We start from the raw sequence: 21,186 nt of genomic DNA, 5'->3' as shown, positions 1-21,186 counted from the left end.
CCTCAGGCCGACGGCTTCTCCGCAATCTTCTTCAGTACATGCGCTGCGGCCACCAGGCCAAACGATGCGGTCACCACCATGGCAGAACCGAAACCGGCGCAGTTCAGGCCGGTGACGCCACCTTGCGTGACATCTTCGGCAGCGGCCATCTCCGACGCATCTCCACCGATATCCATATCCTCTCCCACCGCGCCAGCAGGATCGATGGCGCAGGCTTCGCCTTCGCCGATCTCCGGGAAACGCAACGGCTCGGTGGAAAACACCGCGTCGATATGGAACTTGTTCTTGGTGCCGCGCGGAAAACCATGCTCCGCGCGCAAGCGCTTGCGCACCTTGGCCAGCAAGGGTTCCTGCTCGGTGCGGCACAGGTCGCGGATCTCGATCATAGTGGGATCGATCTGCCCGCCGGCGCCGCCGATGGTCACCAGCGGCACGCCATGCTTGCGGCAATAGGCAATCAACGCCACCTTGGCGCGCACGTTGTCGATGGCGTCGATCACGTAGTCGAAACGGCCAACGCCGATCATCTGCGGGACATTGCCGGGGTCGAGAAAATCCTCCACCTCGGTCACCGTACAGGTCGGGTTGATCTGCATGATGCGCTCATGCAGCGCGGTCACCTTGGCCTTGCCGAGCGTGTCGGACAAGGCGTGGATCTGGCGGTTGACGTTGGACTCGGCCAGGTTGTCCAGGTCGATCATCGTGATGTGGCCGATGGCGCTGCGCGCCAGTGCTTCCACGATCCACGAGCCGACGCCGCCCACGCCGACCACGCACACGTGCGCATCGCGAAAGCGCTGCAAGGCCTGCGCGCCATACAGGCGAGCCACGCCGCCGAAGCGGCGGTCGTAGTCGATATCATGCGAAGCGGAAGATGTGTCTGCGGTCGTGCTCATGGGAAAACCCGAAACTCAATAGCGTTGTTGAAGACAAAAGGCCGCAACGCGAACGCTGCGGCCTTCCGTGATCGGAGCCGGCGATGCTTATACCACTGCGCCGCCGTTCTCGTCCTTGACCTTGACCGGCTTGATCAGGTCTTCCCGCTTCACGCCCAGCCACATGGCCAGCGCGGCGGCGACGAACACCGACGAATAGATACCGAACAGGATACCGATGGTCAGCGCCAGCGCGAAGTAATGCAGGGTCGGGCCGCCGAAGAAGAACATCGCCAGCACCATCATTTCGGTGCTGCCGTGGGTGATGATGGTACGCGACATGGTGCTGGTGATCGCGTGGTTCAGCACTTCCGGCGTGGACAGCTTGCCGAAGCGGCGGTCGCGGAAGGCTTCGCGCACCCGGTCGAACACCACCACCGATTCGTTGACCGAATAGCCCAGCACCGCCAGGATCGCCGCCAGCACCGTCAGCGAGAATTCCCACTGGAAGAAGGCGAAGAAACCGAGAATGATGATCACGTCGTGCAGGTTGGCGATCACCGCCGCCACTGCGAACTTCCATTCGAAGCGGAACGCCAGGTAGATCACGATACCCAGCACCACCATCGCCAACGCCATCAGGCCGTCGTGCGCCAGTTCATCCCCCACCTGCGGACCGACGAATTCGACGCGCTGCAGGCGCACTTCAGGATCGTCGGCCTTCAGCGCCGCCGTCACCTTCTCGCTCTGCTGGCTGGCATTCACGCCGGGCTGCGCCGGCAGGCGGATCATCACGTCCTGGGCGGTGCCGAAGCTTTGCACCAGGGTGTCGCGGTAGCCCAGGCCTTCCACCGACTTGCGGATCTTCTCCAGGTCGGCCGGTTTGCTGTAGGCCATTTCCATGACCGTGCCGCCGGTGAACTCGATCGAGAAATGCAGGCCCTTGCTCAACAGGAAGAACACTGCGGCGACAAAGGTCAGCGCCGAGATCGCGTTGAAGATCAACGCATTGCGCATGAAGGGAATGTCTTTTTTGATGCGGAAAAATTCCATCGCTATCCTTTCGGTGCCGGCCGCGGGGTTTTACCCGACGCGGTCCGGCTCAAATCACTTGTCTTGCTGCGCTTACTTGGCGCCGCGCTTGGCCGATGCCTTGCCGGAAGTGGTCAGCGCCTCGCCGTCCGGCTTCCAGATCTGGCCGATGGCCAGGCTGGTCAGCTTCTTCTTGCGGCCGTACCAGAGGTTGACCATGCCGCGCGAGAAGAACACGGCCGAGAACATCGAGGTCAGGATGCCCAAGCAGTGCACCACGGCGAAGCCGCGGATCGCACCGGAACCGAAGATCAGCAACGCCAGGCCGGCGATCAGGGTAGTGACGTTGGAGTCGAGGATGGTCGCCCAGGCGCGGTCGAAACCGGCCGCGATGGCCGCTTGCGGCGAATTGCCGGCACGCAGTTCTTCGCGGATGCGCTCATTGATCAGCACGTTGGAGTCGATCGCCATACCCAGTGCCAGCGCAATCGCGGCGATACCGGGCAAGGTCAGCGTCACCTGCAGCGTGGACAGCAAGGCCACCAGCAACAGCACGTTTACCGACAGCGCCAGCGCGCTGAAGAAGCCGAACAACTGGTAGTAGATCACCATGAAGATGGCCATCGCCGCGAAGCCGTACAGCACCGAGTCGAAGCCCTTCTTGATGTTGTCGGCGCCCAGTTGCGGGCCGATGGTGCGCTCTTCGATGATGTCCATCGGCGCGGCCAGGGAACCTGCGCGCAGCAGCAGCGCCAGGTCGCTGGCGGCTTCGGGCGAACCCATGCCGGTGATCTGGAAGCGCGAACCGAGTTCGGAACGGATGGTGGCCACGGTCAGGACTTCGCCCTTGCCCTTTTCGAACAGGACGATCGCCATGTTCTTGCCGACCTTGTCGCGGGTAGCTTCGCGCATCTTGCGGCCGCCGTCGCCGTTCAGGTCGATGCTGACCGCCGGCTGGTGGTTTTCATCGAAGCTGGCCGAAGCGTTGGAGATGTAGTCGCCGGTCAGCACCGGTTCCTTGTTGAGCACCACCGGCGCGCCCTTGCCGATCTTGAACAGCTCGGAGCCGAACGGGATGGCGGCGGTCTCTTCGGTGCCGCGCACCACGCTCTCGTCGACCATGCGCACTTCCAGGGTGGCAGTACGGCCGATGATGTCCTTGGCGCGCGAGACGTCCTGCACGCCCGGCAGTTCGACCACGATACGGTCGGCGCCCTGGCGCTGGATCAGCGGCTCGGCCACGCCCAGCTCGTTGACGCGCTTGGACAGCGTGGAGATGTTCTGCTTGACGCCGTCTTCCTGCGTCTGCTTCAGCGCTTCCGGACGCAGGGTGGCGACCAGTTTCAGGTCGTCGCCGGCGCCGGCGTCGGCCAGCACCATCTCTTGCAGCTCGCCCAGTACGGCGCGGGCCTTGGTGCGGGTATCGGCGTCGCGGAACGAGATTTCGATGGCATCGCCGCTGCGGCTGATGCCATTGTGGCGAATGTTCTTGTCGCGCAGCAGGCTGCGTACGCTGGACTGCAATCCTTGCAGGCGCTTGTTGAGCACGGCCTTGATATCAACCTGCATTAGGAAGTGCACGCCGCCGCGCAAGTCCAGGCCCAGGTACATCGGGAAGGCGTGCAGGCTTTGCAGCCATTGCGGGGTATTGGGCAGCAGGTTGAACGCGACGATATAAGTCGGGTCCGTCGGGTCGGTATTGAGTTCCTTTTCCAGCAGGGCCTTGGCCTTGAACTGGATGTCGGTGGTGGCGAAACGCGCACGCACCGAAGGCTGGGCGCCGCCGCCGTCGAATGCGACGCTCTCTGCCGACAGGCTGCCTTGCTTCAATATCTCATCAACGCGGCCAGCCACGGCGGCCTCGACCTTCATGGTCGATTTGGCGCTGCTGATCTGCACGGCCGGCGACTCGCCGAAGAAGTTCGGGACGGTGTAAATCACGCCGAACAGCAAGGCAACGACGATTAATACGTATTTCCAGAGAGAGTAACGATTCATGGTGTTGTGCTTCTAGCTTCCAGAATGGGCTGCGGATTGTTTGCAGCTTGCAGCGGGAACCCGGGGGTTCCAACAACATGGGCGCATCTACGATGCGCCCACTGGGACCGTTGCGGCCGGATTACAGCGCCTTGATGGTGCCCTTGGGCAGCAGCGTGGCGATAGCCGACTTTTGCACGATGATTTCGTTGCCTTCGGACACTTCGATGGTGATGTAGGCATCGGTCACCTTGGTGATCTTGCCCAGGATGCCGCCCGAGGTGACGACTTCGTCGCCCTTGGCCAGTGCGTCCATCATCGACTTCTGTTCTTTCTGACGCTTCATCTGCGGGCGAATCATCAGGAAGTACAGCACCACGAACATCAGGATGATCGGCAGGAAGCTGGTCAGGTTGCCCAGCATGCCGCCAGGGGCTGCTGCTGCCGTTTGCGCGTATGCATCGGAAATAAACACGTAAGGCTCCAAAGGTTGATTGAAAAATAGCCCTGCATTCTAGCACTGCACAGGCGCTATACCCCCAAATCGGGACAGCTTGCCGGAGATCAAGATCGATTTGACGATTTTCCGGCCTATTTGCCCGTCTTTGGGGGCCGCTTCTCCCACCATCGCCGCCTCCATTATCAAAACGGCATCGCCCTACCTTGGCAAAAACTTGTACAGTGGCAAACAAAACCAAGAAAAGATGGAACGCACCGTTCCGCCACGACACAGGAGACCACGCATGCTGCCCACCACGCCGCAACCCTACGAGGACATCGCCTCGGGCTTTCGCTGGGACATTCCCGAGCACTACAACATCGGCGTCGACGTCTGCGACAAATGGGCCGAGCGCGAACCGCAGCGGCTGGCGCTGGTGCACATCGCCCGCGACGGCGGCGTGCGCGAGTACAGCTTCGGCGAGATGCGCGCGCTGTCCAACCGCATGGCCAACCTGCTGCAGGCGCACGGCGCACAACGCGGCGACCGTATCGGCATCCTGCTGCCGCAGGCGCCGGAGACCGCGTTCTCGCATGTGGCAGCCTACAAGAGCGGTTGCATCGCAATCCCGCTATTCGCGCTGTTCGGCGCCGAGGCGCTGGAATACCGGCTGCACAACAGCGGCGCCAAGATCGTGGTGACCAACGCCGAAGGCGCAGCCAAGCTGGCCGGTATCCGCGAACGCTTGCCCGCACTGAAAACAATCTTCACCATCGACGGCGCCCAGCCCGGCACGCTCGACCTGCACGCAGCCCTGGCCGTCCAGAGCGAATCGTTCACACCGGTCGCCACCCGCGCCGACGATCCTGCGGTGATCATCTACACCTCCGGCACCACCGGCCAGCCCAAGGGCGCACTGCATGCGCACCGCGTGCTGCTGGGCCACCTTCCCGGCGTCGAGATGTCCCATAACCTGTTTCCCTTGGAAGGCGACCGCATCTGGACGCCGGCCGACTGGGCCTGGATCGGCGGCCTCTTGGACGTGCTGCTGCCGGCCTGGCACCACGGCGTGGCAGTGGTGGCGCACCGCTTCGAGAAATTCACCGGTGAAGCGGCATTCCAGTTGCTGCAGGACCACGGTGTGCGCAACTGCTTCCTGCCGCCGACCGCATTGAAGATGATGCGCACCGTGACCAATCCCGAAAAACGCTGGAAGCTGAACCTGCGCTCGGTGGCCAGCGGCGGCGAATCGCTGGGCGCCGAACTGCTGGACTGGGGCCGCAAGACCTTCGGCCTGACCATCAACGAGTTCTACGGCCAGACCGAATGCAACATGACGGTCTCCTCCAACGCCGCCGTCATGCCCTGCCGCCCCGGCAGCATCGGCCGCGCCGCGCCCGGCCACCGGGTCGCTATTGTGGACGACCAGGGACAGCCGCTGCCCGACGGCGCGCAAGGCAACATCGCCGTACTGCGGCCCGATCCGGTGATGTTTTTGCAGTACTGGAACAACCCCGAAGCCACCGCCGCCAAGTTCGCCGGCGACTGGCTGCTGACCGGCGATACCGGCGTGCGCGATGAGGATGGCTATGTCCGCTTCGTCGGGCGCGACGACGACGTGATCACCTCGGCCGGCTACCGCATCGGCCCCGGCGAGATCGAGGACAACCTGCTGCAGCATCCGGCGGTGAAGATGGCCGCAGTGGTGGGCGCGCCGGATGACGAGCGTACCGAGATCGTCGTGGCGATCGTGGTGCTCAACGACGGCCACGCGGCCGGGGAAACGCTCAAGCGCGAGCTGCAGCAGCACGTCAAGACGCGGCTGGCGGCGCATGAGTATCCGCGCGAGGTCTATTTCGTGGAGGAGTTGCCGATGACGACCACCGGCAAGGTGATACGCCGGCAGCTAAGGGATATGGTGGCGGGCTGGCGCAAGGCCTGAACCCGCCACATGGGCGACGGCATTAAACGCCGCGCGCCCGGTCTTCCTTGAACTTGGCGACGAAGGCCTGGAAGCGGCCTTCATCGATGGCATCGCGCATCTCCTGCATCAGTTGCAGGTAGTAATGCAGGTTGTGCACGGTGTTCATGCGGGCGCCGAGAATCTCCCCGGCGCGGTGCAGGTGGTGCAGGTAAGCGCGCGAGAAATTCTTGCAGGCGTAGCAGTCGCAGGTCTCGTCGTAAGGCTTTTCATCATCCTTGTACTTGGCGTTCTTGATCTTGATATCGCCGTAGCGGGTGAAGATCCAGCCGTTGCGCGCATTGCGGGTCGGCATCACGCAGTCGAACATGTCGACGCCGCTGGCCACGCCGGCCACCAGGTCTTCCGGCGTGCCCACGCCCATCAGGTAGTGCGGCTTGTCGGCCGGCAAGCGCGGGCCGACGTGTTCCAGCACGCGCATCATGTCTTCCTTGGGCTCGCCGACCGACAGGCCGCCGATGGCCAAGCCGTCGAAACCCAGTTCGCTCAAACCCGCCAGCGATTCGTCGCGCAGGCCTTCGAACATGCCGCCCTGCACGATGCCGAACAGCGCGTTGGGGTTCTCGCCCTGGTCGAATTCATCCTTGGAACGCTTGGCCCAGCGCAGCGACATGCGCATGGACTTGCCGGCTTCCTCGCGCGTGGCGGGACGGCCGTCGATCTCGTACGGAGTACATTCATCGAACTGCATGACGATGTCGGAGTTCAGCACGCGCTGGATCTGCATCGAGATCTCGGGCGAGAGGAACAGGCGGTCGCCATTGATCGGCGAGGCGAAGGTCACGCCCTCTTCGGTGATCTTGCGCATCTCGCCCAGCGAAAACACCTGGAAGCCGCCGGAGTCGGTCAGGATGGGCTTGTCCCAGCCGATGAACTTGTGCAGGCCGCCGAACTTGCCGACCACTTCCAGGCCGGGGCGCAGCCACAGGTGGAAGGTATTGCCGAGGATGATCTGGGCATTGATCTCATTCAACTCCAGCGGCGACATGGCCTTGACCGAGCCATAGGTGCCGACCGGCATGAAGATCGGTGTTTCCACGGTGCCGTGGTTCAGTTTGACGCGGCCGCGGCGGGCGTTGCCGTCGGTCTTGAGCAGGGTGAATTCGAGCATCGGTCAGCCTCGGTTGCAGGTGAGCAGCATGGCGTCGCCATAGCTGAAGAAACGGTATTTCTCTTGGATCGCGTGCGCGTAGGCGGCGCGGATATTGTCGTAACCGGCGAAGGCCGAGACCAGCATCAGGAGCGTGGACTTGGGCAGGTGGAAATTGGTCACCATGCGATCGACGGTCTTGAAGGTGTAGCCGGGGGTGATGAAGAGCTGGGTGTCGGCGCTGCCGGCTTGCAACTGCCCGGACTGCGAGCCGGACTCCAGCGCGCGCATGCTGGTGGTGCCAACCGCCACCACGCGGCCGCCGGCGGCCTTGGCGTCGCGCACCGCGTCCACCGTGGCTTGTGAAATGGTGTACCACTCGCTGTGCATCTTGTGCTGCGACAGGTCTTCGACACGCACCGGCTGGAAGGTGCCGGCGCCCACGTGCAGCGTGACGAAGGCTTGCCTGACGCCCCGCGCGGCCAGTTGGTCGAGCAGGGCCTGGTCGAAATGCAGGCCGGCGGTAGGTGCGGCAACCGCGCCCGGTTCCTTGGCGTAGACGGTCTGGTAGCGCGTCTCGTCGTAGGCGTCCGCCTCGTGTTCGATATAAGGCGGCAATGGCAGGCTGCCGTATTGCTCCAGCAGCTCGAACACGTCGGACGGGAAGTGCAATGTATAGAACTCGCCGAAGCGCTCGCCCACGGTGACGTCGAAGGCGTCCGCCAGACGAATCTTGGTGCCTGGCGGCGGCGACTTGGAGGCACGCACCTGGGCGTGCACGGTACGGGGATCGAGCACGCGTTCCACCAGTGCCTCGATCTTGCCGCCGGTTTCCTTGACGCCGAAAAAGCGCGCCTTGAGCACGCGCGTGTCGTTGAACACCAGCAGGTCGCCGGGATTGAGCAGCTCGAGAATATCGGCGAAACGGCGGTCGGTGAGCGTGGCGCCATCCACCTGCAGCAGGCGCGAGGCGCTGCGCTCGGCCAGCGGCGTCTGCGCGATCAGTTCGGGCGGCAGCTCGAAATCGAAGTCGGAAAGGGAATACATGGATAAGAACCTGCAAAACAGCGATGATCCGGCTTTATTCGTTGCCAGAGGGGCAAACGGTACGGATGCATACGCCAAACCTGCTATTTTACGCTCTTGCTGCCGCCAGGTCGCCGTATTGGGCATATGCCGCATATAGGCCTGGCGCATGACTACAATGCCATCGATACGATAATGACAACAGATTCCACCGTCCACACGTCCGAACCCGGCAACGATCCGTCTCACGAGCGCGACATCCAGCCCGCCACCCCGCCCGCCTCGGGAGCGCTGCGCATGGCGATAGGATTGGCGCAGGGGCTGGCGCTGTACCTGCTCTACAGCAGCTGGACCGCGAAGGATGGACTGGCGATGCAGCCCATGCTGTTCAAGCCGCTGCTGTTGCTGGCGCTGTTCGTACCGCTAGCGGCCATCTCCGGCCTGGTGCATATGCGGCCGCGCAAGCTGCTGCTGTGGGTGCTGGCGCTGACGGCACTGATCGCCGCGCTGGGCGTGTACGACGTGTGGCGCTCGGACTTCGGCCAATGGCTGACAGGCGACGCGCTAACAAAATGGCGTACCGGATGGGATTCCTCCTGGGGCGCCTCGCCCTTGCTGGTTGGGCTGTTGACGGTGGGCCTGTTCATCGCCCAATCCATGGCGCTGGCCGCCAGCGCTGACGGTCGCTGGATCGCCAGTTACCACAGCTATTTCGCGCTGGCCTGGAAGCTGCTGTTGCAGATCGCCTTCGCCACACTGTTCACTTTGCTGCTGTGGGTGGTGCTCTACACCGGCGCCACACTGTTCGTGCTGGTCAAGCTGGATTTCCTGCACAAGCTGATTTCCAAGGCCTGGTTCAACATGCCGGTGTCGGCGCTGGCATTTTCCACCGCACTGCACCTGACCGACGTCAAGCCGGTCATCATCTCCAGCGTACGCAAGCTGCTGCTGGCGGTACTTTCCTGGCTGCTCCCGCTGGCGGTGGTGATTATCGCCGGCTTCCTGGCAGGCCTGTTGTTCACCAGCCTCCAGCCGCTCTGGGAAACCCGCAATGCCTCCAAGGTGTTGCTGGGCACCACCGCCCTGCTGGTGCTGCTGGCCAACATGGTCTACCAGGACGGCCTGCCCGCGACCGGCGCCCCGCGCCGCTTCATCACGCTCTGCCTGCGCCTGGCCTGTGTACTGCCGCTGCCGCTGGTGGCATTGGCGGTCTACGCACTGGGCCTGCGCGTGGCGCAGTACGGCTGGACCGTCGAACGCATCACCGGCGCGCTGACGATCGTCGTCGCGGCGATCTATGCGCTGGGCTATGCCGCCGCCGGCCTGCGCCGCGACCCACGGCTGGGACTGGTAGCGCCGACCAATGTGGCGTCCAGTTTCGCCATCCTCGCCGTATTCGTCGCGGTGCTGTCGCCGCTGGCCGACCCGGCCCGCATCGCGGTGGCCGACCAGTTGGCGCGGCTGAAGAACGGCAAGACCGAAGCCGGGAATTTCGATGTCCGCTTCATGCGTTTCGAAGGCCAACGCTACGGCGTGCAGGCGCTGGTCGAGCTGGGCAACGACAAGGATGAACGATTCGCTGCTGTGCGCGAGCGCGCCGGCCAAGCCCTGGCCAAGGCCTACCGCTGGGACTTTGCCCCGGTCGAGGAGCCGAAGGCCGACATTGCGGCCAATGTGCGTATGCATCCAGAAGGACGTGCGCTGCCGCCCGGATTCGCCGACTTCGACTGGCGGCATGTTCAAAGCGGCATGGTGCCGAGCTGCCTGCGGCGCAAAGGCGAGAGCTGCGACGCCTACCTTGTCCGCCTGCCCGGCGAAAAGCGCGAACAGATATTGCTGCTGGGCGAGCACAACCCGCCGACGCTGCTGGCGGAGAACGGGCAGGCCGATTGGCGTGTGGAAGGCTTTTTCCCGATGGACCAGAGCTGCCGGGCACTGCTGCGGCAGGCTGCCGAAGAAAACCGCCTGCAATGGCAGCCGTCGCGCCAGTCAGAACTGCGCATCGGCGAGATGGCGCTACCGATGACCAAACCGGGTTCCGGCATCCCAACCTGCAAGGCACCGGAACCGGCGGCGCCCAAGCGTTAAATCGGGAAAGCCGACAATTGATACTGTAATTAATCACAGTACAATAGCGCCATTCCGTAGACCCGCCGCCCATGCCTGCCAACACGAAAAAAGCCACCGGCAAGATGCCGTCCACCAAAAGCGCCAACAAGGGCAAGCCCGCGGCCAGGGAATCCATCAAACCCGAGAACAAGCTGGCCAAGCTGGGCCTGCACAATGACATGGACCTGGCGCTGCACCTGCCGCTGCGCTACGAGGATGAAACCACGCTGATGACCATTGCCGATGCCTCCCTGCGCGGCCTGCAGATGGTGCAGGTCGAGGGCGTGGTCACGGCCTGCGACGTACAGTTCCGGCCGCGCCGCCAGTTGGTGGTGACGGTGGGTGACGACAGCGGCCAGTTGGTGATGCGCTTCCTCAATTTCTACGGCAGCCAGACCAAGCAGCTGGCCGAAGGCACACGGGTGCGGGTGCGCGGCGAACTGCGCCACGGCTTCTTCGGCGCCGAGATGGTCCACCCCCAGTACAAGGTGGTCAACGAAGGCGCGCCGCTGCCCGATGTGCTCACCCCCGTCTATCCGGCCGGCGAAGGCCTGTCGCAAGCCTACCTGCGCAAGTCCATCGCCAACGCCATGAGCCGGCTCGACTGGCAGGACACGCTGCCGCCTTCGATGCTGGACACGCTCAAGCTGGCTGCCTTCGAACCGTCGGTGCGGCTGCTGCACAACCCGCCGCCGGATGTCGACGAGCATGCCTTGATCGAGCGCTCGCACCCGGCCTGGATCCGCATGAAGTTCGACGAGCTGCTGGCGCAGCAGCTGTCATTGAAGCGCGCCCAGGCTGCGCGCCGCGCCAAGACTGCGCGCGCGCTGCCGGTCACCGGCCGGGTGACGGCCGACCTGGTCAAGCAACTGCCCTTCAAGCTGACCGGCGCGCAGGAGCGCGTGCTGGAAGAAATCCGCGCCGACCTGCGCCACTCCTTTCCGATGCAGCGCCTGCTGCAGGGGGATGTGGGCAGCGGCAAGACGGTGGTGGCGGCACTGGCTGCGGCCCAAGCTATCGACAGCGGTTTCCAGGCGGTGCTGATGGCGCCTACCGAGATTCTGGCCGAGCAGCACTTCCGCAAGATCGCGGCATGGATGGAGCCGCTGGACGTCGGCGTGGCATGGCTCTCCGGCAGCCAGAAGAAGAAGGAAAAGACCGAGGCGCTGGCCCATATCGAGTCCGGCGCGGCGCGGCTGGTGGTGGGCACCCATGCGCTGATCCAGGACACGGTGCAGTTCGACAACCTGGGGCTGGTGATCGTGGACGAGCAGCACCGCTTCGGCGTGGGCCAGCGGCTGGCCCTGCGCAACAAGAGCTTCAATCCGGCCGGCGGCGCTGCTCCCGACGAGGCGCAGACCGTGCCGCACCAGTTGATGATGTCGGCCACGCCGATCCCGCGCACGCTGGCCATGACCTATTACGCCGACCTCGAAGTTTCCGTGATCGACGAGCTGCCGCCGGGCCGCTCGCCTATCGTGACCCGCGTGATCGACCAGAACCGGCGCGACGAAGTGATTGAGCGCGTGCATGCGGCGGCGCTGGAAGGCAAGCAGATCTATTGGGTCTGCCCGCTGATCGAAGAGTCCGAGGCGTTGCAGTTGCAGACCGCCACCGATACCCACGCCACCTTGTCGGCCGCCTTGCCCGGCTTGAATATCGGACTGGTGCACGGGCGCATGAAGCCGGTGGAGAAACAGATCGTGATGGAAGGTTTCAGCCGCGGCGCGGTGCATGTGCTGGTGGCGACCACGGTGATCGAAGTCGGAGTCGATGTGCCCAATGCTTCGCTGATGGTGATCGAGCATGCCGAGCGCTTCGGCCTGTCGCAGTTGCACCAGTTGCGCGGACGCGTGGGCCGCGGCTCGGCCGCCAGCGTGTGCCTCTTGATGTACCAGGGGCCGCTGGGCGGCACCGCCAAGGAACGGCTGGCGATCATGCGCGAAACCACCGACGGCTTCGAGATCGCCCGGCGCGACCTCGACATCCGCGGTCCCGGCGAATTCCTGGGGGCGCGTCAATCGGGCGAAGCCATGCTGCGCTTCGCCGACCTGGCGACCGACCAATGGCTGGTGGAAAAAGCGCGCGACACCGCGCAAGCCCTGCTGCAGCATGCGCCGGACATCGTCGAACGCCATCTGGCACGCTGGCTGGGCGGACGTGAGGATTACCTGAAGGTGTGAAGGCTGGCCCCGGCAGCATGGGCCACCTGGCGCCGATGCGGTTTCACTTCCGGTCTTTTCCACGGGGCTTCTTGCCCATGGCGGCACGCTCGGCCTGGCGTTGGTTCCAGGCGTCCAACTGCTCCAGGTAACGCTCACGCGCCTGCTCATAGATATCGAAAATGCAAGGAACACAGCCGTTGCCGCAACAGTCTTCCAGTTCCGGCTCGATGGGCGGCACCGGCGCCGGATCGTCGATCTGGCTGGCGGTATCTTGCTGCGCGGATTTTCCAGAGTTCATTGATGGCCAGACATGGTTGATACGAACCGGACGGAAAGCATTCTTGCATCTGCCTGTGCCGCCCGAAAAAAAGAGGTCTCGAAATTATTCGGTTCCGACCAGAAAAACAGGGAGCGAATGTTCGATGTGCACCGATTGACTGGCGGATTTTCACAAGCCAATCTACTTGTACGGTGAGATTAACGATTTTTTCGCAATTTTGTGGACACCGGAGAAACTTTCGCCACATCGGTCCACCACAATCGCCGGCGCCAGGCAGCAATCATCCGACCGCATCCGTTATCGAGGAAAACCCTATGTTAATGTCGTCCCACGATCCGTTCCAGCCGCGCCGCCAGCTTTGTTCCAGCTGCCAACGTGCGCAGACGGCATGTATCTGCCACTGGATCTCGCCGATCAACCACCTCTTCGATGTGCTGATCCTGCAGCATCCGCTGGAAGCCGGCAGCGCCAAGAACAGCGCCCGGCTGCTGCACCTGAGCCTGCCGCACAGCAAGCTGGCCGTGGGAGAAATCTTCGACCCCGCCGAATTGCATGCATTGCTGCACGCGCCTTCGATGCTCCCTTCCGCCGCCGGCATCGACCAGCCGGTACAACCGGTGCTGCTCTATACCGAAGACGCCGGCACGCCGGCCGGCTCCCGTTTCGATGCGCGTACGATGTCGATCGATGGCCAACCGCCGTCGGAACGGCTGCGGCTGGTGATCCTGGACGGCACCTGGCGCAAGAGCCGCAAGATGCTGCACGAAAACCCGCTGCTGCAGACGCTGCCCCGGCTGGCGCTGCAAGACACGCCGCTGTCGCAATACGTGATCCGCAAGGCGCATAAGCCGGAACAATTATCCACACTGGAAGCCGCCGGTTATGCATTGATGCAGCTGGAGAAAAACAGCGAGAAGTACCATCCGCTGCTGACCGCCTTCGATGGTTTCGTGCTCCAGCAAAGCCAACTGCGCAGCCGCGGCCAGGCCAGCCGGCGTGGCGACTGAACCCGAGGGACAGGCCTGCTTTCCCTCCCTCTTGAAGCGCCTCGCGAACGACGGAATTGAAACAAAATCCGGTCGCGCTGCAACTCGGTCCTGGATATGGTGTCCGACCCCGCCAATGAGCATATAATTGCGCGATCCTCGAAAATTGGCGATTGCGCTCAATTCCTATCCAGCGACCAACCAAGATGAGTTCAGAATTCCAACAACTGGCCGACAAAGTCGCCCAGCTCGCCCAACTGGCGCAGGGCTTGCGTGATGAAAATGCCGAGTTGCGCCGTCACGTCAAAACACTGGCCGAAGACAATGCGCAATTGAACCAGCGCATCGATGAGGCCTACCAGCGCGTCAGTGCCGTCCTGTCCGAATTGCCCGCCGCTGCGCCCGCAGAGCCGTCTGAAACCACTGCGGAGGCCGCATGAGTGTCATCCAGATCCAGGCCACCATCATGGGCCAGCCCTATACCCTGGCCTGCCGTGAAGGCGAACAGGCTGCCTTGCACCATGCGGTGAGCTATCTCGACCAGAAGATGCGCACCATCCGCGATGCCGGCAAGGTCAAGGGTACCGACCGCATCGCCGTGATGGCCGCCCTGGGCATCGCCGCCGAACTGCTCTCCACCCAGCAAGCCGAAGGCCCGTTCGCCGGGCTGACCATCGCCGAATGGAAACAGCAGGTCAGCGCCATCAACGACGTACTGGACCAGGCGCTGGCGCCGCAGGAAAAACTGTTCTGAATCCGGCGGCACTCCAAAAAGAAAAACGGCTGTCTATGCGACAGCCGTTTTTTATTGTGCGCGCCCTCAATGCCCCCATCACACCATTGCATTGCCAGATGCGCAACGCGCCACCGCACAAGTGCATGCTATTGCGGCAAACTGATGTGCAACTATTCTCCCAATGCAAGAAGCTGGCTCAACGGGAAAGATAAAGCAGGAAACAAGCGCATACGCAAGCCTGTTCCGTTACAAATTCGCGCTATATTTTTATACTAAAGCCTTGGACTAGCGGGCCGATTGCGTTAGACTTTGTACTCCTGCCGTGTTCGCGTTTGCCATATATTCCTTGAACCATTTACGAGCATAGGCTGCGGGATCGTTTGGTTGGCGTGAGCGTCGCTAGTCCGATGAACCCGATACTGAACTACCGTGGCCAACTTGAACCGTCAGGTTCAGGATGCCGGCACAGCGGCACAGGCGGGACTTGATTCCATAAAAAACGGCTGCATCTGCAGCCGTTTTTTATTTCTTCACGCATTTTCCTTGCGCTCCGGATTCCACCGGCGCAACGGCGTTCACTTCCTTCAGATATCCCGCTTCTTGGCCGCCTTGCGCTCCTGGCCGACTTCTGCGATGGCATCCTGGAATTCGGTCACATCCTCGAAACTCTTGTACACCGAAGCGAAACGGATATAGGCAATCTTGTCCAGGCGCTTGAGTTCGCGCATGACCAGTTCGCCGATCTGGCCCGACACCACTTCGCGCGCACCGCTTTGCAGCAGCTTTTCCTGGATGCTCTGGATCGCGGCGTCGAGCGCCTCGGCCGACACCGGGCGCTTGCGTAGCGCCAGCATCAGGCTACCGCGCAGCTTGGCCGGATCGAACTCGGTACGGCTGCCGTTCTTCTTGACGATCACCGGCATCGTCAGCTCGATGCGCTCATAGGTAGTGAAACGTTTATCGCAATTGTCGCAGCGGCGCCGGCGGCGGATCGAGCTGCCGTCTTCGGAAACGCGCGTGTCCAGCACCGGTGTATCTTCGTGATTGCAGAATGGGCACTTCATGGCGGCAATGGGCGATCGTTACATTGTTGCGTTATCTGCATCTGCCGGCCTCCAGGCTGGCAAACACGCTCAAACCACATGGTACTGCGGATAAACGACGGCGCCCTGTCCCAGGCGCCGTCGCTCAGCTCGAACTACAAACAACCCATGGCGGCCAACCGGCCCCATGCAATCATGATCAGCCGTAGACCGGGAAAGCGTCGGTCAGCTTCTTGACTTCGGCCTTCACGCGTTCGATGGTAGCGGCGTCATGCGGGTTGTCCAGTACGTCGGCGATCAGGTTGCCGACCTTTTCCGCTTCCGCTTCCTTGAAGCCGCGGGTGGTCATGGCCGGGCTGCCCAGGCGGATGCCGGAGGTCACGAATGGCTTTTCCGGATCGTTGGGGATGCCGTTCTTGTTGCAGGTGATATGGGCCGAACCCAGGATCGCCTCGGCTTCCTTGCCGGTCAGCTTCTTCGGACGCAGGTCCACCAGCATCACGTGCGACTCGGTGCCGCCGGAGACGATGCGCAGGCCGCGCTTGATCAGGGTCTTGGCCAGCACGTCGGCGTTCTTCACCACTTGCTGCTGGTAAGCCTTGAATTCCGGCGAAGCGGCTTCCTTGAAGGCCACTGCCTTGCCGGCGATGACGTGCATCAGCGGACCGCCCTGGATACCCGGGAAGATCGCCGAGTTGATGGCCTTTTCATGCTCGGCCTTCATCAGGATCACGCCGCCGCGCGGGCCGCGCAGGGACTTGTGGGTGGTCGAGGTGACGAAGTCGGCGTGCGGCACCGGGTTCGGGTAGACGCCCGCGGCGATCAGGCCGGCGTAGTGGGCCATGTCGACCATGAAGTAGGCGCCGACTTCCTTGGCGATCTTGGCGAAGCGCTCGAAATCGATGCGCAGCGAGTAAGCGGAAGCGCCGGCGATGATCAGCTTGGGCTTCTTCTCGCGCGCCAGGCGTTCCATGGCTTCATAGTCGATCTCTTCCTTGTCGTTCAGGCCGTAGGAAACGACGTTGAACCACTTGCCGGACATGTTCAGCGCCATGCCGTGGGTCAGGTGGCCGCCTTCGGCCAGCGACATGCCCATGATGGTGTCGCCCGGCTTCAACATGGCGAAGAACACGCCCTGGTTGGCCTGGGAGCCGGAGTTCGGCTGCACGTTGGCGGCTTCGGCGCCGAACAATGCCTTCAGGCGGTCGATCGCCAGCTGCTCGGCGATGTCCACATATTCGCAGCCGCCGTAATAGCGCTTGCCCGGATAGCCTTCGGCATACTTGTTGGTCAGCTGCGAACCCTGGGCTTCCATCACCGCCGGCGAGGTGTAGTTTTCCGAAGCGATCAGCTCGATGTGCTCTTGCTGGCGGGTGTTTTCCTTTTGGATGGCAGACCACAGGTCCGGATCGACTTTTGCGAGAGTCTGGTTCTTGTCAAACATGGTTTCTCCAAATTGATGAGGTGCGGCCGAAGACCAACCGTCACGGCGACACAATGCCGCTCGGGTCGACTTCAAAATCGAATGAGGGCCAAACAGGTGGGATTGCGGGCAGCCTCAGTCGTACTTTCCATTCGGCTGCCCAGGCGCACGGCTGATGAAATCTCACGCTTCCCGATGGATACCCATCTTGGCCGGAGATGCTCCGGCTTTTCGCCAGTTACGTGAGACGAAATGGTGAGCGCATTGTATTGAAATGGGGCGATTTCAGCAAGACGGTTCGCCATCGCGCAACACCGCCCGGCCATCCTCAAAAGCGAGCCTGCCCTCGTAAAAACCCGCTTTGGGCTACAATTTCGTTTTCTTTCCGGGACGGCAATCCCGCCTGCCAAGGCTGCCGCCGGCCCCGCACCATAACAGGAGATTTGCAGATGGTCGTTTTGATTACAGGAGCAACCGCAGGATTCGGCGCCGCCATGGCACGCAAATTCGCCAAGAACGGCCATAAGGTGATCGCCGCAGGTCGCCGCAAGGAGCGCCTGGATGAACTGGTCAACGAGCTGGGCGCCGGCAATGTGCTGCCGCTGGTGCTGGACGTGACCAGCAAGCAATCGATCGATGCCGGCCTGGCCAGCCTGCAGGGCGAGTGGAAGAACATCGACGTGCTGATCAACAACGCCGGCCTGGCCCTAGGCCTGGGCCCGGCCCACGAAGTCGCGCTGTCGGACTGGGAAACCATGATCGACACCAATGTCAAGGGCCTGGTGACCATCACCCACGCCCTGCTGCCGGCCATGGTCAAGCGCGGCAGCGGCACCATCATCAACCTGGGCTCGACTGCCGGCGCCTATCCTTATCCGGGCGGCAACGTCTACGGCGCCACCAAGGCCTTCGTCGACCAGTTCACCCTGAACCTGCGCGCCGACCTGGTGGGCACCGGCGTGCGCGCCACCAACGTGGCGCCGGGCCTGTGCGGCGGCACCGAATTCTCCAACGTGCGCTTCAAGGGCGACGACTCGGCTGCAGCCAAGGTCTATGAAGGCACCGTCCCGCTGACCGCCGAAGATATCGCCGAAGCGGCCTTCTGGGTCGCCACCATGCCGGCGCACGTGAACATCAACTACATGGAACTGATGCCGACCTGCCAAGGCTTCGGCGCCTTCAACATCAAGCGCAAACAGTAACGGATGAGGTAAAATGACGTTTTTCTGCTGCGATGCCACACCGCCGCAGAAACGCCTTTCCAACCGGCTTTCGGGCCGTTTCACGCAAGCAACATTTTTCGTGCATCCGCAACGACAATTCGCCGAATAACAAGAAGCATATGAGTGCCGCCAGTAGTCCGTTCAACTGGAAGATCCGAGTCTATTACGAAGATACCGACACCGGCGGTGTCGTCTTCTACGCCAATTACCTGAAGTTCTTCGAGCGCGCCCGCACCGAATGGCTGCGCTCCTTCGGGTTTCAGCAGCAACACCTGGCCGAGACCACCGGCGCCATCTTCGTGGTCAAAAGCACCAGCGTCGATTATCTCTCCCCGGCCCGCCTGGACGATGAACTCAAACTCACCGTCGTGGTCGAAAAGTTCCGAAACGCTTCCATCGAGTTTGTCCAGGAAGCTTGGCGCCTGCCGTCGGGGAACGGCGCCGCCGGAAATAACCAGGAAGCAACATTGCTGGCCCGCGGACGCATTACCGTGGTCTGCGTCGATGCCGCAAGCTTCCGCCCGCAACAAATTCCCGCAGAACTGCTTTCGCGCATCAAGACTGCCCCTGGGCCGACCCGGCAGGACGCGCCATGAGCACATGGGCACCAAGAACATGCAGGCTGCCGGCAAGCTTTGCTTAACAAGCGCCGGTATCGGAACCGAAATTTTTGCTCTTACAATTTGCAGTCCTTTTAATTGCCGCCCTTTTAGCCGCCACACATCCCCATGAACGTCACACAAGACCTGTCCTTCATTTCGCTGATCGCCAACGCGTCCGTCCTGGTGCAACTGGTGATGCTGCTGCTGCTGTCTGCATCGGTCATGAGCTGGACCTACATCTTCCGCAAGATGTTCGCCATCCGCAGCGCCCGCATACAGACCGAAGAATTCGAGCGCGTATTCTGGTCCGGCGGCAACCTCGCCGCGCTGTACCAGGATGCCCTCTCCAACCGCCGCAAGGCGGGCGGCAGCGGTGGCGCGCTGGAACGCATCTTCCAGGCCGGCATGGGTGAATTCAACAAGGCCAAGGCCTCGGTGGCCGCACGCGGCGGCTCGGCCGACAACGGCGCCCTGCTCGACGGCGCACGCCGCGCCATGCGCGCGGCCTACCAGCGCGAGATGGATGCGCTGGAATCGCACCTGGCCTTCCTGGCCTCGGTCGGTTCGGTCTCGCCCTATGTCGGCCTGTTCGGCACGGTGTGGGGCATCATGAACGCCTTCCGCGGCCTGGCCAACGTGCAACAGGCCACGCTGGCGGCGGTTGCTCCCGGCATTGCCGAAGCGCTGATCGCCACCGCCATCGGCCTGTTCGCGGCGATTCCGGCCGTGGTGGCATTCAACCGCTACTCGCACGACATCGACCGCCTGGCGATCCGTTTCGAAAGCTTCATCGAAGAATTCTCCAACATCTTGCAACGTCAGGCACGCTAATGGCCGGCTCATCGATGCGCGGGGGCCGTACCCGCAAATTCAAGTCAGAGATCAACGTCGTGCCTTACATCGACGTGATGCTGGTGCTGCTGATCATCTTCATGGTCGCTGCCCCCATTACCAATCCGAGCGTGATCAACCTGCCGACCGCCGGCAAGTCCACGCAGCCGCCGGCCGACTATATCGAAATCGCCTTGAAGCCCAACACCCAGGCCACGATCCGCATCAACGGCCCCAAGAGCGGCGGCAAGAAAGCCGAAACCGTGACCGGCAAGGTCGACCTGGCTGAACGCCTGCAGGCATTGCACGCCGACAACCCGGACCTGGCAGTGATGATCTCGGCCGACAAGGAAATCAAGTACGACGAGGTGGTGCAGGTGATTTCCGAAGTGAAAAAACAGGGGATCGCGCGCGTCGGCCTGGCCACCAAGTAAGCAGCTACCAAGCAGTCACCATGAGCGACAACTCTCCGTACAACATCCCCAAGCCTCCCGGCCGCTGGCGCGCCATCGCGCTGGCGCTGGTGATGCACGTCGCGCTATTCCTGTTCTTCTGGATCGGCATCCGTTGGCAAAACGAGACGCCATTGACGGTCGAGGCCGAGATCTGGGATCCGCAATACAAGGAAGCGGCGCCCCTGCCCGTACCGCCGCCCCAGCCGGAACCGCAACCCGAGCCGCAACCGAAAATCCAGCCCGAGCCGAAGCCCGAGCCGCCCAAGGTAATCGACGAGCCCAAGGTCGAGAAGCCCGATATCGCCCTGGAAAAAGAGAAAAAGCGCAAGCAAGAGCTGGAGCAGAAGCAACAGCAGGAAAAGGCCGATAAGGAAAAGCAGGAACGCGAGAAGAAAGAAAAGCTCGAAGCCGAGAAGCAGAAGAAACTGAAGGAAGACAAGCAGAAAGAGGACGAGGCCAAGAAAAAAGCCGATGCCGAGAAGCAAGCTGCCGACAAGAAGAAACAGCAGCAGGCCGCCGCTGACGCCAAGGCTGCCGAACAGCGCCGCCAGGACGACTTGAAGCGCATGATGGGCCAGGCTACCAGCAGCACCGGCGGCAATGGCACGGCCGAGAAGTCGCAAGGACCGCGCGGCAACCCGGATTACGCCAATAAACTGCGTGCCAAGATCCGTTCCAACACGATTTTCGACGTTCCCGGCGACCTCAGCGGAAACCCAGCCGTGGAGTACACTGTCGAACTCTTCCCGGATGGCACGGTGCGCAGCGTGCGCAACAACAAATCGTCCGGTGTGCCGGGCTTTGACGATGCAGTGCGCCAAGCCATCATGAAGTCGCAGCCGTTCCCGCCGGACAAGGATGGCAAGGTGCCGTCCAGCTTCACCTTTACCCACAAACCGAAAGATCAGTAAAC

Annotated in this window: 20 protein-coding genes, 1 other RNA gene and 1 riboswitch; of the genes, 12 read left to right on the top strand and 9 right to left on the bottom strand. The window is 62.5% G+C overall.

What is annotated here, in order from left to right; all coding sequences use genetic code 11:
- Nucleotides 1-2: 2 nt before the first annotated feature.
- The 4 genes from AKL28_RS12295 to yajC all read right to left on the bottom strand — a co-directional run bounded on the left by AKL28_RS12295 (nt 3) and on the right by yajC (nt 4,308).
- Nucleotides 3-896, bottom strand: a complete 894-nt coding sequence (locus AKL28_RS12295; RefSeq protein WP_050468430.1) for a tRNA threonylcarbamoyladenosine dehydratase — start codon at nt 894-896, stop codon at nt 3-5.
- Nucleotides 897-983: 87 nt separating this feature from the next.
- Nucleotides 984-1,928 (bottom strand): protein translocase subunit SecF, encoded by a 945-nt coding sequence (gene secF, locus AKL28_RS12290; RefSeq protein WP_050468429.1) that lies wholly within the window; start codon nt 1,926-1,928, stop codon nt 984-986.
- 72 nt (nt 1,929-2,000) lie between these two features.
- Nucleotides 2,001-3,905: a protein translocase subunit SecD gene (gene secD, locus AKL28_RS12285; protein ID WP_050468428.1), complete on the bottom strand. Its 1,905-nt coding sequence runs from the start codon at nt 3,903-3,905 to the stop codon at nt 2,001-2,003.
- A gap of 121 nt (nt 3,906-4,026) precedes the next feature.
- Nucleotides 4,027-4,308: a preprotein translocase subunit YajC gene (yajC, locus tag AKL28_RS12280; protein ID WP_439950938.1), complete on the bottom strand. Its 282-nt coding sequence runs from the start codon at nt 4,306-4,308 to the stop codon at nt 4,027-4,029.
- A 319-nt stretch (nt 4,309-4,627) separates the two neighbouring features.
- On the opposite strand from yajC, the gene AKL28_RS12275 reads away from it, so the two are divergent.
- Nucleotides 4,628-6,265, top strand: a complete 1,638-nt coding sequence (locus AKL28_RS12275) for an acyl-CoA synthetase (protein WP_050468427.1) — start codon at nt 4,628-4,630, stop codon at nt 6,263-6,265.
- 22 nt (nt 6,266-6,287) lie between these two features.
- Here AKL28_RS12275 and tgt read toward each other — a convergent pair whose 3' ends face one another.
- Nucleotides 6,288-7,415, bottom strand: coding sequence for a tRNA guanosine(34) transglycosylase Tgt (gene tgt / locus AKL28_RS12270; RefSeq protein WP_050468426.1), 1,128 nt, complete (start codon nt 7,413-7,415; stop codon nt 6,288-6,290).
- Between the two features lie 3 nt (nt 7,416-7,418).
- Nucleotides 7,419-8,441: a tRNA preQ1(34) S-adenosylmethionine ribosyltransferase-isomerase QueA gene (queA, locus tag AKL28_RS12265; RefSeq protein ID WP_050468425.1), complete on the bottom strand. Its 1,023-nt coding sequence runs from the start codon at nt 8,439-8,441 to the stop codon at nt 7,419-7,421.
- A gap of 174 nt (nt 8,442-8,615) precedes the next feature.
- Here queA and AKL28_RS12260 point away from each other — a divergent pair, with 174 nt between their 5' ends.
- Nucleotides 8,616-10,508: a DUF4153 domain-containing protein gene (locus AKL28_RS12260; protein ID WP_082221474.1), complete on the top strand. Its 1,893-nt coding sequence runs from the start codon at nt 8,616-8,618 to the stop codon at nt 10,506-10,508.
- Nucleotides 10,509-10,579: 71 nt separating this feature from the next.
- Nucleotides 10,580-12,712, top strand: coding sequence for an ATP-dependent DNA helicase RecG (gene recG, locus AKL28_RS12255; RefSeq protein ID WP_050468423.1), 2,133 nt, complete (start codon nt 10,580-10,582; stop codon nt 12,710-12,712).
- Nucleotides 12,713-12,755: 43 nt separating this feature from the next.
- Here recG and AKL28_RS12250 read toward each other — a convergent pair whose 3' ends face one another.
- Nucleotides 12,756-12,992: an oxidoreductase-like domain-containing protein gene (locus tag AKL28_RS12250; protein ID WP_050468422.1), complete on the bottom strand. Its 237-nt coding sequence runs from the start codon at nt 12,990-12,992 to the stop codon at nt 12,756-12,758.
- A gap of 296 nt (nt 12,993-13,288) precedes the next feature.
- Here AKL28_RS12250 and AKL28_RS12245 point away from each other — a divergent pair, with 296 nt between their 5' ends.
- From AKL28_RS12245 to ssrS, 4 genes are all read left to right on the top strand, one after another.
- On the top strand, nt 13,289-13,981 hold the full coding sequence (locus AKL28_RS12245; protein ID WP_050468421.1) for a tRNA-uridine aminocarboxypropyltransferase: 693 nt from the start codon (nt 13,289-13,291) through the stop codon (nt 13,979-13,981).
- Nucleotides 13,982-14,166: 185 nt separating this feature from the next.
- A complete protein-coding gene (locus tag AKL28_RS12240; RefSeq protein WP_050468420.1) occupies nt 14,167-14,400 on the top strand; it encodes a BRLZ domain containing protein in 234 nt (77 codons plus the stop codon).
- Nucleotides 14,397-14,714: a cell division protein ZapA gene (locus AKL28_RS12235; protein WP_050468419.1), complete on the top strand. Its 318-nt coding sequence runs from the start codon at nt 14,397-14,399 to the stop codon at nt 14,712-14,714. Before AKL28_RS12240 ends, AKL28_RS12235 begins: the two co-directional genes overlap by 4 nt.
- A gap of 293 nt (nt 14,715-15,007) precedes the next feature.
- A non-coding RNA gene (gene ssrS, locus AKL28_RS23915) (6S RNA) lies at nt 15,008-15,184 on the top strand.
- A 96-nt stretch (nt 15,185-15,280) separates the two neighbouring features.
- On the opposite strand, the gene nrdR is transcribed toward ssrS, so the two are convergent.
- Both nrdR and glyA read right to left on the bottom strand, forming a co-directional pair.
- Entirely contained in the window at nt 15,281-15,760 is a 480-nt protein-coding gene (nrdR, locus tag AKL28_RS12230; protein WP_050468418.1) for a transcriptional regulator NrdR, read from the bottom strand.
- 178 nt (nt 15,761-15,938) lie between these two features.
- Nucleotides 15,939-17,183 carry a serine hydroxymethyltransferase gene (glyA, locus tag AKL28_RS12225; RefSeq protein WP_050468417.1) on the bottom strand — a complete coding sequence of 415 codons (1,245 nt, stop codon included), beginning with the start codon at nt 17,181-17,183 and terminating at the stop codon, nt 15,939-15,941.
- A gap of 130 nt (nt 17,184-17,313) precedes the next feature.
- A riboswitch (ZMP/ZTP riboswitch) is annotated at nt 17,314-17,414 on the bottom strand.
- A gap of 197 nt (nt 17,415-17,611) precedes the next feature.
- Between glyA and AKL28_RS12220 the strand changes: the two genes are divergently transcribed.
- From AKL28_RS12220 to tolA, 5 genes are all read left to right on the top strand, one after another.
- Complete coding sequence (locus AKL28_RS12220; RefSeq protein ID WP_050468416.1) at nt 17,612-18,364, top strand: SDR family oxidoreductase; 753 nt, start codon at nt 17,612-17,614, stop codon at nt 18,362-18,364.
- Between the two features lie 140 nt (nt 18,365-18,504).
- The gene (gene ybgC, locus AKL28_RS12215; RefSeq protein ID WP_050468478.1) at nt 18,505-18,981 is read left to right on the top strand and encodes a tol-pal system-associated acyl-CoA thioesterase; all 477 of its coding nucleotides are present in this window, start codon (nt 18,505-18,507) and stop codon (nt 18,979-18,981) included.
- Between the two features lie 132 nt (nt 18,982-19,113).
- Nucleotides 19,114-19,818 (top strand): protein TolQ, encoded by a 705-nt coding sequence (tolQ, locus tag AKL28_RS12210; RefSeq protein ID WP_050468415.1) that lies wholly within the window; start codon nt 19,114-19,116, stop codon nt 19,816-19,818.
- Nucleotides 19,818-20,252 carry a biopolymer transporter ExbD gene (locus AKL28_RS12205; RefSeq protein WP_050468414.1) on the top strand — a complete coding sequence of 145 codons (435 nt, stop codon included), beginning with the start codon at nt 19,818-19,820 and terminating at the stop codon, nt 20,250-20,252. Before tolQ ends, AKL28_RS12205 begins: the two co-directional genes overlap by 1 nt.
- A gap of 20 nt (nt 20,253-20,272) precedes the next feature.
- On the top strand, nt 20,273-21,184 hold the full coding sequence (gene tolA / locus AKL28_RS12200) for a cell envelope integrity protein TolA (RefSeq protein ID WP_050468413.1): 912 nt from the start codon (nt 20,273-20,275) through the stop codon (nt 21,182-21,184).
- Nucleotides 21,185-21,186 lie beyond the last annotated feature (2 nt).

It is taken from the genome of Herbaspirillum chlorophenolicum (genome assembly GCF_001189955.1).
Lineage (GTDB): Bacteria > Pseudomonadota > Gammaproteobacteria > Burkholderiales > Burkholderiaceae_D > Herbaspirillum > Herbaspirillum chlorophenolicum.
This window is presented reverse-complemented; position numbering and strand designations above follow the sequence as displayed.

Bases quoted from the DNA above. Each gene is read 5' to 3' on its own strand.
- AKL28_RS12295 (WP_050468430.1), bottom strand. From the start codon at position 896: ATGAGCACGACCGCAGACACATCTTCCGCTTCGCATGATATCGACTAC.
- secF (WP_050468429.1), bottom strand. From the start codon at position 1,928: ATGGAATTTTTCCGCATCAAAAAAGACATTCCCTTCATGCGCAATGCG.
- secD (WP_050468428.1), bottom strand. From the start codon at position 3,905: ATGAATCGTTACTCTCTCTGGAAATACGTATTAATCGTCGTTGCCTTG.
- yajC (WP_439950938.1), bottom strand. From the start codon at position 4,308: ATGCTGGGCAACCTGACCAGCTTCCTGCCGATCATCCTGATGTTCGTG.
- AKL28_RS12275 (WP_050468427.1), top strand. From the start codon at position 4,628: ATGCTGCCCACCACGCCGCAACCCTACGAGGACATCGCCTCGGGCTTT.
- tgt (WP_050468426.1), bottom strand. From the start codon at position 7,415: ATGCTCGAATTCACCCTGCTCAAGACCGACGGCAACGCCCGCCGCGGC.
- queA (WP_050468425.1), bottom strand. From the start codon at position 8,441: ATGTATTCCCTTTCCGACTTCGATTTCGAGCTGCCGCCCGAACTGATC.
- AKL28_RS12260 (WP_082221474.1), top strand. From the start codon at position 8,616: ATGACAACAGATTCCACCGTCCACACGTCCGAACCCGGCAACGATCCG.
- recG (WP_050468423.1), top strand. From the start codon at position 10,580: ATGCCTGCCAACACGAAAAAAGCCACCGGCAAGATGCCGTCCACCAAA.
- AKL28_RS12250 (WP_050468422.1), bottom strand. From the start codon at position 12,992: ATGAACTCTGGAAAATCCGCGCAGCAAGATACCGCCAGCCAGATCGAC.
- AKL28_RS12245 (WP_050468421.1), top strand. From the start codon at position 13,289: ATGTTAATGTCGTCCCACGATCCGTTCCAGCCGCGCCGCCAGCTTTGT.
- AKL28_RS12240 (WP_050468420.1), top strand. From the start codon at position 14,167: ATGAGTTCAGAATTCCAACAACTGGCCGACAAAGTCGCCCAGCTCGCC.
- AKL28_RS12235 (WP_050468419.1), top strand. From the start codon at position 14,397: ATGAGTGTCATCCAGATCCAGGCCACCATCATGGGCCAGCCCTATACC.
- nrdR (WP_050468418.1), bottom strand. From the start codon at position 15,760: ATGAAGTGCCCATTCTGCAATCACGAAGATACACCGGTGCTGGACACG.
- glyA (WP_050468417.1), bottom strand. From the start codon at position 17,183: ATGTTTGACAAGAACCAGACTCTCGCAAAAGTCGATCCGGACCTGTGG.
- AKL28_RS12220 (WP_050468416.1), top strand. From the start codon at position 17,612: ATGGTCGTTTTGATTACAGGAGCAACCGCAGGATTCGGCGCCGCCATG.
- ybgC (WP_050468478.1), top strand. From the start codon at position 18,505: ATGAGTGCCGCCAGTAGTCCGTTCAACTGGAAGATCCGAGTCTATTAC.
- tolQ (WP_050468415.1), top strand. From the start codon at position 19,114: ATGAACGTCACACAAGACCTGTCCTTCATTTCGCTGATCGCCAACGCG.
- AKL28_RS12205 (WP_050468414.1), top strand. From the start codon at position 19,818: ATGGCCGGCTCATCGATGCGCGGGGGCCGTACCCGCAAATTCAAGTCA.
- tolA (WP_050468413.1), top strand. From the start codon at position 20,273: ATGAGCGACAACTCTCCGTACAACATCCCCAAGCCTCCCGGCCGCTGG.